The 11,041-nt window shown below is 70.5% G+C and carries 11 protein-coding genes; 5 read left to right on the plus strand and 6 right to left on the minus strand.

The window, feature by feature from the left end; all coding sequences use genetic code 11:
• Positions 1-138: 138 nt before the first annotated feature.
• The 5 genes from AC59HU_RS14840 (at position 139) to AC59HU_RS14860 (ending at position 4,275) form a co-directional block, all read left to right on the plus strand.
• Positions 139-756, plus strand: coding sequence for a glucose-6-phosphate isomerase family protein (locus AC59HU_RS14840; RefSeq protein ID WP_497224191.1), 618 nt, complete (start codon positions 139-141; stop codon positions 754-756).
• On the plus strand, positions 753-1,400 hold the full coding sequence (gene eda / locus AC59HU_RS14845; RefSeq protein ID WP_497224192.1) for a bifunctional 4-hydroxy-2-oxoglutarate aldolase/2-dehydro-3-deoxy-phosphogluconate aldolase: 648 nt from the start codon (positions 753-755) through the stop codon (positions 1,398-1,400). Before AC59HU_RS14840 ends, eda begins: the two co-directional genes overlap by 4 nt.
• 69 nt (positions 1,401-1,469) lie before the next feature.
• A complete protein-coding gene (locus AC59HU_RS14850; protein WP_497224193.1) occupies positions 1,470-2,438 on the plus strand; it encodes a shikimate dehydrogenase family protein in 969 nt (322 codons plus the stop codon).
• A gap of 3 nt (positions 2,439-2,441) precedes the next feature.
• Positions 2,442-3,368, plus strand: coding sequence for a phosphoglycerate dehydrogenase (locus AC59HU_RS14855; protein WP_497224194.1), 927 nt, complete (start codon positions 2,442-2,444; stop codon positions 3,366-3,368).
• A 34-nt stretch (positions 3,369-3,402) separates the two neighbouring features.
• Complete coding sequence (locus tag AC59HU_RS14860) at positions 3,403-4,275, plus strand: SIS domain-containing protein (RefSeq protein WP_497224195.1); 873 nt, start codon at positions 3,403-3,405, stop codon at positions 4,273-4,275.
• A 91-nt stretch (positions 4,276-4,366) separates the two neighbouring features.
• On the opposite strand, the gene AC59HU_RS14865 is transcribed toward AC59HU_RS14860, so the two are convergent.
• The 6 genes from AC59HU_RS14865 to AC59HU_RS14890 all read right to left on the minus strand — a co-directional run bounded on the left by AC59HU_RS14865 (position 4,367) and on the right by AC59HU_RS14890 (position 10,994).
• Entirely contained in the window at positions 4,367-5,413 is a 1,047-nt protein-coding gene (locus AC59HU_RS14865; protein WP_497224196.1) for a zinc-dependent alcohol dehydrogenase, read from the minus strand.
• 103 nt (positions 5,414-5,516) lie between these two features.
• Entirely contained in the window at positions 5,517-6,530 is a 1,014-nt protein-coding gene (locus AC59HU_RS14870) for a sugar ABC transporter substrate-binding protein (protein ID WP_497224197.1), read from the minus strand.
• A gap of 70 nt (positions 6,531-6,600) precedes the next feature.
• On the minus strand, positions 6,601-7,605 hold the full coding sequence (locus AC59HU_RS14875; RefSeq protein ID WP_497224198.1) for an ABC transporter permease: 1,005 nt from the start codon (positions 7,603-7,605) through the stop codon (positions 6,601-6,603).
• Positions 7,602-9,125 carry a sugar ABC transporter ATP-binding protein gene (locus AC59HU_RS14880; RefSeq protein ID WP_497224199.1) on the minus strand — a complete coding sequence of 508 codons (1,524 nt, stop codon included), beginning with the start codon at positions 9,123-9,125 and terminating at the stop codon, positions 7,602-7,604. Before AC59HU_RS14880 ends, AC59HU_RS14875 begins: the two co-directional genes overlap by 4 nt.
• Positions 9,126-9,263: 138 nt before the next feature.
• Positions 9,264-9,923: an HAD family hydrolase gene (locus AC59HU_RS14885; RefSeq protein ID WP_497224200.1), complete on the minus strand. Its 660-nt coding sequence runs from the start codon at positions 9,921-9,923 to the stop codon at positions 9,264-9,266.
• Between the two features lie 144 nt (positions 9,924-10,067).
• Positions 10,068-10,994 (minus strand): endo alpha-1,4 polygalactosaminidase, encoded by a 927-nt coding sequence (locus AC59HU_RS14890; RefSeq protein WP_497224201.1) that lies wholly within the window; start codon positions 10,992-10,994, stop codon positions 10,068-10,070.
• Between the last annotated feature and the right edge of the window lie 47 nt (positions 10,995-11,041).

Genomic DNA, 11,041 nt, shown 5'->3' on the forward strand with positions numbered 1-11,041 from the left:
CTAGTAAAACTACATCAATTCGACCTCCAGTCGCATCCCACCCGCGGTCAGCCCCCTCGATGGGCTCGATTTCGCCGTTGAGGGGACGTGATGGCACGATGCTTGTAGTATGACTACCGACTCTCGAGGAGGAGACGCATGACATCCGCCGCACCGGCAATCGACCACCCCACCCTGATCGAGATATCTCCGTCCGGCGAGCTCACGGGCGCCACCCGGCACTACGAGAAGCAGCTGGGCGACATGGCCGGCGTCTACCTCGATGAGCGGGCCTGGACCTCCGCGGTCGAGCGCGAGGGCACCGGGGCCCTGATCTACTCGGTCGACGAACAGAAGTACCAGGACGGCCCCGGCGCGCTGATCGTCGGCACCAGCACGCTCCTGCCGGGCTCCTACGGCGACGAATACGCCGTCACCCGCGGCCACCTGCACGCGATCTCAGACCGCGCCGAGCTCTACTACTGCCTGAGCGGCCGCGGGGTCATGCTGCTGGACACCGTCGACGGTCGCACCGCCGCCGTCGAGCTCACCCCGGGGAAGGCCGTGAACGTGCCCGGCCACTGGATCCACCGCAGCGTCAACGTCGGCGACGAGCCGTTCGTCACCCTCTTCTCCTACGCCGCCGACGCCGGCCAGGACTACGCGATCATCGCCGAGGCCGGCGGGATGAAGACCCTCGTCGTCTCGGACGGCGAGGGAGGCTGGACCACGATCCCGAACCCCCGCCACCGCGGCTACCGGACGGTGACGGCATGACCGGCTCACCTCTCGAGCGTCTGACTCTCGCGCGTATCGTCCCCGTCGTCGAGATCACCGACCCGGCCCGCGGCGTCGAACTCGCCCGCACGCTCGCCGACGCCGGTCTCCCGGTCGCCGAGGTCACCCTGCGCACCCCGGCCGCCCTCGAGGCGATCCGCGCGATCGCCGACGAGGTGCCCGGCTTCCTGGTCGGGGCGGGAACGCTGCTGACGCCGGCTCAGGTCGAGGATGCGGTCCAGGCCGGCGCCCACTTCGGGGTCTCCCCCGGCTTCACCCCCGACCTCTCCCGCGCAGCCTCGGCGGCCGACCTGCCGTTCGTGCCGGGCGCCGTCACCGCCTCCGAGATCCTCGCCGCAGCCGACCTCGGGCACACCCACCTGAAGTTCTTCCCCGCCGAGCAGTCGGGCGGGGCCTCTGCCGTCGGGGCGTTCGCTGCTCCGTTCGCGGCCCTCGGCATCCGCTTCATGCCCACAGGCGGCATCCGCCCCGCCAACCTCGACGCGTACCTCGGCCTCGCCACCGTCTTCGCGATCGGCGGCACCTGGATCGCCCCGCGCGACCAGATCTCCGAGGGGCGCTTCGACGAGATCGACCGGGCCGCCCGCACCGCCGTCTCGACGGTCGCCGCCTACGGCGCCTGAGCCGGCCTCCGCACCCGCCGAACCGCATCCAGCCCCGGCTCCTCGCAGACCACAGAGAAAGAAGGCCTCGTGCCCCGCACCTTCACCCCCGACACGCTCGAAGCGGCGTCGGTCCCCACCTTCTACTTCATCGGCGTCACGACGGGCGGCTCGTCGATCCGCACCGTGTTCCCCGCCTGGGCCGAAGCACTCGGTCTGGGGGAGGTCGAGCTCGTGGGGATCGATCTGCCGCTGCACGCCCCGGACGAGCAGTACCGCACCGTGGTGTCGTTCCTGAAGGATGACCCGCTCAGCCTCGGTGCGCTCGTGACGACCCACAAGATCGACCTCTACCGGGCCGCGCGCGAGCTGTTCGACGAGATCGACCCCCTGGCCGAACTGATGGACGAGGTGAGCTGCCTCTCCAAGCGAGACGGACGGTTCCGGGCTCACGCGAAGGATCCGATCTCCTCCGGGCTCGCCCTCGACGCCTTCCTTCCTGCCGGCTACTTCACGGAGGCCCCGACCGACGTCGTCGTCTTCGGCGCCGGCGGCTCGGCGATCGCGATCGACTGGTACCTCTCCCGACCGGAGCGCGGCGCCGACCGGCCCGCCAGGATCGTCGTCACCAACCGCAGCGGCGCCCGGCTCGAGACCCTGCGCGCGATCCACGACGAGGCCTCGGCCGAGGTGCGCCTCGAGACGGCGCTCGCGCCGACGCCGGAGGACAACGACGCCGTGCTCGCCTCGGCGAGCCGGCGGGCCGTCGTGGTCAATGCGACCGGGCTCGGCAAGGATGCTCCGGGCTCGCCGCTCTCCGACGCCGTCGTCTTCCCCGAGCGGGCCGTGGTCTGGGACCTGAACTACCGCGGCGACCTCGTCTTCCTCGACCAGGCCCGCGCGGCCGAGTCCGAGCGCTCGCTGCAGGTCGAGGACGGCTGGATCTACTTCATCCACGGGTGGACCCAGGTGATCGCGGAGGTGTTCGACATCGCCATCCCGACCAGCGGGCCGGTGTTCGACGAACTGTCGGCCATCGCGGCACGCACGAGGGCCTGACCGATGCGCATCCTCGTCACGCCCCGCTCCATGACCTCCCAGGGCCTGGACGCCGTGTCCGAGCTGCAGCCGCTCCGCGACCTCGGCGCCGAACTGGTGCCGGGACCCGCCGGCCGACTGCCGAGCGAAGACGAACTCCTCGCCCTCGTGCCGGGGGTCGACGGCTGGCTCGCGGGCGTCGAGACGGTCTCTGCACGGGTGCTGGACGCGGCCGACCGACTGCGCGTGATCAGCCGCAACGGCGTCGGCGCGGACGCGGTCGACGTGCGGGCCGCCGAGGCCCGTGGCGTCCGGGTGGAGCTCGCGCGTGGCGCGAACTCCCGCGGGGTCGCCGAGCTCGCCGTGCTGCTGATGCTGGCGAGCCTCCGCGACCTCCCGCGCGCCGACGCCGCCATGAAGTCCGGCGGCTGGTCGCGCTCGCTCGGCCGGGAGATGCCCGATGTGACGGTCGGCCTGGTCGGCTTCGGAGCCATCGGCCGCATCGTCGCGCGTCTCGCCGGCGCACTCGGCGCCCGCGTGCTCGCCTACGACGCCTTCTCCGAGGTCGAGCCGGCCTCCGGTGCCGAGAGCGCCTCGTTCGCCGAGGTCTTCGCCCTGAGCGACGTGGTCTCGCTGCACAGCCCACCCCCGGCCGACGGCTCACCGCTCGTCACCGCCGAGGTGCTCGCCACCATGCGACGGGATGCCGTGCTCGTCAACACGGCCCGTTCGGCCCTGGTCGACGACGGCGCGGTGCTCGAGGCGCTCGAGTCCGGGCAGCTCTCCTCCTACGCGGTCGACGCCTTCGACACGGAGCCCCCCGCGCTCACCCCCCTCCTCCGGCACGACCGAACGATCCTCACACCGCACCTGGGCGGTTTCACCGGCGCGAGCACGCGACGGGCCACGGAGCAGTCGGTGGGCAACCTGATCGCTACGCTGGGGTTGTAATCGCGCCACCGTGGCGCGGCGGGGAGACGTGCCCATGAAGCCCGAGAGCTATTCGCCCACGAACGCCCCGCTGCTCGAGCACCTGAGCAACGTGATCGGCACCCTGCGCAACTCCGAGCGCAAGGTCGCCCAGCTGGTGGCGGACAACCCCTCGTTCGTGATGAACGCGACCATGGCCGGCGTCGCCGACGCGGCCGGGGTCAGCGAGCCGACGGTCATGCGGTTCTGCACGTCGCTCGGCTTCGGCGGGTTCCAGCAGTTCAAGATCTCGCTCGCGCAGACCCTCGCCCTCGGAATCCCGGCGACGCTCTCCACGATCGGCCGCGAGGACTCGATCGAGGTGCTGACCACCAAGATCTTCGACCACACCATCTCGAGCCTCGACCGTGCCCGGCGGTTCCTGGACCCGGCCCAGATCGAGCGAGCGGTCGAGGCCATCCTCAAGTCGACGTCGTTGACCTTCGCGGGTCTGGGCGCCTCGGCCATCATCGGGCTCGACGCCGAGCAGAAGGCAGCCTTGTTCGGGGTGCCGTCGACCGCACCGTCGGACCCGCACCAGCAGTTCATGGCCGCCTCCACCGCGCGGCCCACCGACGTGATCGTCGCGATCTCGAACACGGGGCGCACGCGGCAGGTCGTGCAGGTCGCGCAGACGGCTCAGGAGAGGGGAGCCACCGTGATCGGGATCTCGGGCGAGGACAGCCCGCTCCTGGAGCACTGCGACATCCCGCTGATCGTGAAGACGATCGAGGACACGGACATGTACACCCCCACGGTCAGCCGGTTGGCGGGACTCGTGGTCATCGACATCCTGGCCACCTCGGTCGCGCTGCGCCGCGGCGAGGACCACATGGAGAACCTCACGGCGATGAAGGAGGGCCTGGCCCGCTTCCGCCGCAACGGCTGAGCGCCGAGCCGGCCGGTCGCGACCCGGAGACAGGAGAGCGGGCGGCACCACCACAGGCCGCCCGCTCCCGGTTCGTCACCGGCCGACCGGGTCAGTCGAGTTCGACTCCCGGACCGGTCAGCAGGACCTTGATCTGATCGCCGCCGGCCGCCGCAGCGAAGGCCGCGGGGGTCTCCTCCAGCGGAAAGCTCGCGGTGATCATGCGGCTCGCGTCCACTCCGCCGGCCGAGATGATCGCGATCGCATCGGCGTAGTCCTCGCTGAGGTAGGTGGCCGCGCCCTGCAACCGCACCTGGCGGTCCTGCAGGATGAAGGCGGGCACCTCCACCGGCTTCGACGGGACGCCGACGATCACCACGGTCCCGCCGCGCTGCACCATGTCGATCGCCGAGGTGACGGTGGGCTGGATGGAGACGCAGTCGAAGACGACGTCGGCCGACTCGCCGAGCTCCGCCCGCACGAGGGCCGCGACATCCGGGGCCGCCGCGTCGACGACCGCGTCGGCGCCGAGCTCGAGCGCGCCCTGGCGCTTGGCCTCGAGCACGTCGGTCATCACGATCCGGCGGGCGCCCTTGGCGCGGGCCGCGGCGAGCATGAGCAGACCGATCGTGCCGCAGCCGATGATCGCCACGGCCTTCCCCGCGATGTCGCCGGCGAGGCGCACGGCGTGCAGCGGGGTGGAGAACGGCTCGATCAGCGACGCCATCCTGAGGTCGAAGCCATCGGGCACCACATGCAACCGGTCGGCGCGCACGGTGAAGAGGTCGGCCATGCCGCCTTCGCGGAAGCCGCAGCCGAAGAATTCGAGGTTCTCGCAGATGTTGGAGCGCCCGGTGGTGCACATCTTGCAGTGACCGCAGGGCAGTGGCGGCTCCGGCGTCACGAGCTGACCGATCGCGAGCCCGGTCACGTCGGCGCCCAGCGCCTCGACGACGCCGACGACCTCGTGGCCCGGGTAATAGGGCGGCTTCATCGTCGGGTGCGTGCCGTGCATCCCGTGGAGGTCGGAGCCGCAGACCCCGGCCACCTGCAGCGAGACCAGGGCCTCGTCGGGGCGCACCTCGGGCACGGCCTCGGTGACGACCTCGACCCGTCCCGGGGCGGAGACGATCACTCGGCGGCGGGTGCTCTGGCTCATCGGTGTTCCTTTCGTCGTGCGGAAGAACGGGAGGAAGAGAGAGGGAACAGGACCGGCCGGCAGTCCCGGGAGGGGCTACCGGCCGGTCTCGGTGTCCGACGGATCAGAAGATGCTGTTCGCGTCGTAGTAGTCGGCGACGTTGTTGCAGTCGATGCCCGCCGCATCCGTGTACTCGTTCGGCTCGAAGTCGCTCGCGGCCTTCTCACCGGTGCCCAGCTGCACGGCGATCTCGAAGGCCCGCTCGGTGGCCAGCGACGGGGAGTTGAGGCCCGTCGAGACGTACTGCGCGTCGCAGCCCTTCATGAGCTGCTCGAGTGCCTGCTTCTGGCCGTCGGCCGAGGCGGCGACGAGGGTCTTCGTGTTGCCCTGGTCGTTCAATACGGTCAGAGCACCGAGGGCCATCGAGTCGTTCAGGCCCAGGATCAGGTCGAGGTCCGGGTTCGCGGCCAGCATCGACTCGGTGGCCGGCACCGCCTTGTCCTGCGCGTAGTCGGCCTCGGTCTCGGCGACGACGTCGAACTTCACGCCCGCCTTCGTGAGCCCGTCGAGGAAGCCCTGCTGACGTGCCGGGCCGACGATGACGTCGTTCGGTCCGCCGTTCAGCACGCCGACCTTGATGCTCTGGCCCGAGGTGAAGCGCTTCGCGGCCAGTTCGCCCGACAGCGATCCCACGGCCGAGTTGTCCGACGAGACCGACGTGACGCCGACGTCCGGGATGCCCGTGTCGATGAACAGGAGCGGCACCTGGTCGGCGATCTGAGCCAGCTGCTCCTTCTCGGTGTCGGGGCTGATGGCGTTGACGACGATCACGTCGGCGCCCTGGGAGAGCATGGTCTGGGCCTGGTCGAGCTGGGTAACCGGGTCGCCGCTGGCGTTCTGGAAGAGGAGCTTGAAGCCCTCCTTCTTCGCGAGGTCCTCGGCCATCGACTGCATCGCCGAGTAGTAGGGCGCGTCGAGCTGGCGCTGCAGGAAGCCGATCGTCAGATCTTTGACGTCCTTGGTCTCCGCGGCCTCGGTGCTCGAGGAGCCCGAGGTGCTGCCGCCGACGGTGCCGCAGCCGGCGAGGGAGAAGAGGACCGCCGCCGCTGCGACTGCCCCGAGAACTCGTTTCTTCATTGTCATCATTGACCTCATTCGAGAGTGATTGCGGATGGTGTGTGGCTGTGATGGAACGGGTGGTGAAGCGTCAGGAGAGTTGGCGCGCCTTCTTCCTCTTGGCGAACTGGATGGTGGTCAGCAGGACGGCGACGAGGATGAGCGCACCGCGGAAGGCGTCCTGCAGGTAGGTGGAGACGTTCAGCAGCACGAGCAGGTTGCTGATCACAGCGAAGATGAGCGTGCCGACCAGGGCCCCGAACACGCGGCCCTTGCCTCCGACCAGGCTGGTACCGCCGATGACGACCGCCGCGATGGCGTTGAGCTCGTAGCCCGTGCCGGCCGTCGGCGTGCCCACCCCGACCCGCGAGGCGAGCAGGAAGCCGGCGAAGCCGGAGAGCACGCCCGCGATCACGTAGACCAGGAAGAGGGTCGAGCGCACGGGGATGCCGGCCGCCCGGGCGGCCTCCTTGTTGCTGCCGACCGCGTAGACCCGGCGGCCGAACACCGTTCGACGCACCAGGAAGGCGACGGCGATCGCGAGTACGAGCCAGAGGATGCCGATGACCGGGAACCCGAACAGGGTGGAGGAGGCGATCGCGCGGAAGTCGTCGGCCTGCGGGGTCACCGGCACGCCCTCGGTGTAGGCGTAGACGAGACCGCGGGCGAGGGCCAGCATGCCGAGCGTGACGATGAATGCCTCGAGACCACGGAAGGCCACGAGCCAGCCGTTCACCGCACCGATGGCGGCGCCGGTCAGCACGGCGACGAGGATGGCCAGCGGGATGCTCGCACCGGAGAAGAGGCCTGCCGCCAGCACGCCCGCCAGCCCGACGACCGATCCGACGCTGATGTCGATCCCGCCGGTGAGCACGACCAGGAACTGGGCGAGCGTCACGATGCCGATCACCGAGGCCTGGAGCACCAGGTTGGTCAGGTTCTGCGGAGTGAAGAAGGCGCTCGTCGAGATGCCCGCGATGACGAGCAGCAGGATCAGGATGTAGAGCGGGTACTGCTCCTTCGCCCAGGCGCCGACGCGCCCCCAGTCGAGACCGGCGCGGCCGGTCGGTGCGGTGGTGGTGGATGTCTGAGTCATGCGGTTACTCCTGCGAGGGACGCCCGGATCAGGTCGTCGGTCGTGCTGGTTGCGGGTGTGAATTCGCCGACGAAGCGGCCTTCCTTGAGAACGAGGATGCGGTTGCAGAGCATGAGCGCCTCCTCGGCCCCGCTCGTGACGACCACGACGGCTTTGCCCTCGTCGGCCAGTCCGTGCACGATCTGGTAGATGTTCATCCGGGCACCGACGTCGATGCCCTTGGTCGGCTCGTCCAGCAGCACCACCTCGGGCCGCGCCTCGAGCCACTTGGCGATGACGACCTTCTGCTGATTGCCGCCGGAGAGCGTCCTGGTCAGGGTCGACGGGCCGCCCTTGACCTGATACTCGGAGATCAGCTCGCCGATGCGCGTGTTCTCCTTGCGCCGGTTCACCACCCCGAGCCGGGAGTAGTTCTTGATCGTGGCGAGGGTCATGTTCTCGCCGTTGGTGAAGTCCTTGACGAAGCCCTCCCTGCGGCGGTCCTCGGTAAGGTACGCGATGCCCTTGGCGGCGGCCTCCCCCGGGCTCTTCGGGTGGACCTCGCGACCGTTCAGGGTGACCACGCCCGCGTCGCGGGTCTGATTGCCCGAGATGGAGCGGATGATCGAGCTCCGTCCGCTGCCCACCAGCCCGTAGATGCCGAGCACCTCACCGGGGCGCACGTCGAACGAGACGTCGGTCGCCGATCCCGAGCTGAGTCCGGAGACCTCCAGGACCGGGCGCGTCGTGGTCGCCACCGGGGCCGGGGCCTCGATCGCGCTGACGGCCTCGCCGATCATGAGCGTCATGACCTCGGCAGGGCTGGTCTCGCTCGTCGTCACGACGTCGACCAGCCGGCCGTTCCGGAGCACGGCGATCCGGTCGGCCATCGAGAAGACCTCGGGCATGCGGTGCGAGACGAAGATCACCGAGACACCGGCGGCGCGCTCGCGATCGACCAGGGCGAGCACGTCCTTGAAGTGCTCCTCGGTGGTCGAGGCGGTGGTCTCGTCCAGCAGGAGGACGGTGTGCTCGTTGACCTGGGTTCGGCTGAGCGCGAGCATCTGGCGGAGGCCGGGCCCGAGCTCGCGGCCGAGACGGTCGGGCGAGACACCGTGCAGCCCGACGGCGGCGAGCACCTCCCGGGTGGCCTCGGCACGGTTGCGCGGCACCGTCTTCCAGCCGCGCACCGAGCCGGCCGAGCTGATGCCCTTGATGAAGACGTTCTCGGCGACGGTGAAGTCGTCGATGATCATCGGTTCCTGGTGCATGAGCAGGATGCCGGCGTCCTGCGCATCCGCGGGCCCCGTGATGGGCTTGTCCCAGCCCGCGATGCGGATCGAACCGCTCGTGGGCTGCTCCTGGCCGGCCAGCAGCCGGGCGAGTGTGGACTTGCCCGCACCGTTCGCGCCGCAGATCGCGAGCACCTCCCCGGCGTATCCGGTGAGTGAGACGCCGTCCAGAGCGGTCACGCCGGGGTAGCTCTTCGAGACGTCGACCGCCTCGAAGGCGACGGTCTTCGTCGATGACGGATCGGTCATGTCCGGTGGGCTCCTTTGCGCGCACATCTTGCCGCGAGGCGTGTAGTGATACTACGCGATTGTATGTATGCGCGTCCGGAAATCGCAAATTGCCCGGTCGGATTGCCCGTTCCCGGTAGTTGCGCTACATGCGCTGGCTCAGACGACGAGCGGGAGCAGCTCGTCCAGCGACGCGATGACGTGCACCGCACCCGCGGCCCGCAGCGTGCGGGGGTCGGCGGCGACCGCATCCGTCACCCCGATCGCGGTGTACCCCGCCGCGGAGGCGCAGCGCAGGTCGGCGGTGGAGTCGCCGACGAAGTAGGCGTTCGGCCGGAGGGGCCGGTGCCGCAGCAGGAGTTCGAACTTGTCGGGCACCCCGGCGTCGACGGAGGCCCAGACGGCGGGCACGGCCAGGGCGCGCTGGTCGAAGCGCACGGCCGCGGCCGAGGCGGCGGACACGATCCCGAGCCAGGCCCCCGCGGCGGCGAGCGCGGTCAGTGCGTCGGCGGCGCCGTCGCGCAGATGCGCCCGGGTGTCGGCGAGCGCCTCGCTCCACTCGCGCTCGGCGTCCTCCCGGTCGCCCTCGGCGAGCCCGAGCTGCTCGAAGAGCTCGGAGAGCGGGAGCCGGAACCTCGCCGTGAACTCGGTCTCGCCGAGCGGCCGGAGCTCCCGGCGTGCGAGCACGGTGTTGACCGCGGCCCGTGCACGGTCGGCGTCGACGACGACCGCGCCGTTCCAGTCGAAGAGCACCATGGTGTCCTCGAGCACCGCCGGCAGCTCACGGGCGGCGATCCGCCGATCCACGTCGCTCGTCACCGATGGCCCCATCCGCTCGGCCCCGGCGGAGCGGATCAGCGGATGCGCGACGGCGGGGTAGTGCGATCCATCTTCCGGCGCGCGAGAGGCCGGGGATCGCCGGGGCGCGCGAACCGGAGGTGAACGGCGGGTGAAGAACGACCGTCAGCAGCGGGCGTAGACGTGACCGGCCTCGCCGGCGGGCACCAGCTTGCGGTCGCGCTGCACCGTGCCGACCGGCAGCGAGGGATCGGCGCAGACGTCGGACCAGGCCGCGCCCAGGGCGCCGGCGTACTCGATGTCGAGCACGTCTGCCCCGTACACCTCGGTGTACGCACTGCACTCGCCGTAGCGCTGGCACTCCTCGGCGACCGCGAAGTCGAAACCGATCTCGGTCTTGCCCCTGGCCTGCAGCTCGGGGGTGTTCTTCTGGGCGACCGCGAGCCCCGAGCTGTGGGCGAACTCGGTGATCAGTTTCGCGTAGGCGATCGTGTCCCAGAGCGTCGTGCCGCCCTCGGAGCGCGTGTAGGCGTCAAGGTTGTCGAACTCGACGGCCTGGAAGCCCTTGCCCGCGCAGCCCGCGACCGTCACGGCGGTGCGGTCGGCGATGGCCTGCCGGTTGTCGGGCGTCGAGATGTCGAGCACGCTCTCGTCCGGCCAGGCCGGGTCGTTCACGGTCTCGCCCTTGGCGTCGTGCACCTTGAGCGACTCGGGCCAGTAGCCGTCGGGCTGGCTCTGGAAGCCGTTGACGTAGCAGATCGAGTAGACGCCCTCGACCGGGTCGGCCGAGCTGTCGCGGGTGACGACCGTGACCCCGGGCGGCGGATCGTAGGCGCCGCCGAGCTGGTAGTCGAAGACGGGGTTCGCGGGCAGGGGGTTCACCACCCCCGCGGCCCAGGTGGGCGTCGGGGTGGGAGTGGGGGTCGGCGACTCGGTGGCCGCATCCGTCGCCGGCGACGAGGTGCCGCCGGCGTCGACGGGCGCCGCGGCGGGGCCGCAGGCCGCGAGACCGAGCACGAGCGCGGCCGAGACGAGAGCCGCCCCGATCGCGACCACGGCCCGCGGTGGGCGGGCGGGTCGCTGCGTGCTCATGGGGGGATCGTACCCGGTGGTCCTGGCCGGTCGCCGTACGGGCGCCG

The organism is Herbiconiux sp. 320_LB, assembly GCF_059691755.1.

Coding starts and splice junctions, on each gene's coding strand:
- AC59HU_RS14875 (WP_497224198.1), bottom strand. CDS start 7,605: ATGACTCAGACATCCACCACCACCGCACCGACCGGCCGCGCCGGTCTC.
- AC59HU_RS14840 (WP_497224191.1), top strand. CDS start 139: ATGACATCCGCCGCACCGGCAATCGACCACCCCACCCTGATCGAGATA.
- AC59HU_RS14890 (WP_497224201.1), bottom strand. CDS start 10,994: ATGAGCACGCAGCGACCCGCCCGCCCACCGCGGGCCGTGGTCGCGATC.
- AC59HU_RS14860 (WP_497224195.1), top strand. CDS start 3,403: ATGAAGCCCGAGAGCTATTCGCCCACGAACGCCCCGCTGCTCGAGCAC.
- AC59HU_RS14855 (WP_497224194.1), top strand. CDS start 2,442: ATGCGCATCCTCGTCACGCCCCGCTCCATGACCTCCCAGGGCCTGGAC.
- AC59HU_RS14870 (WP_497224197.1), bottom strand. CDS start 6,530: ATGAAGAAACGAGTTCTCGGGGCAGTCGCAGCGGCGGCGGTCCTCTTC.
- AC59HU_RS14865 (WP_497224196.1), bottom strand. CDS start 5,413: ATGAGCCAGAGCACCCGCCGCCGAGTGATCGTCTCCGCCCCGGGACGG.
- eda (WP_497224192.1), top strand. CDS start 753: ATGACCGGCTCACCTCTCGAGCGTCTGACTCTCGCGCGTATCGTCCCC.
- AC59HU_RS14880 (WP_497224199.1), bottom strand. CDS start 9,125: ATGACCGATCCGTCATCGACGAAGACCGTCGCCTTCGAGGCGGTCGAC.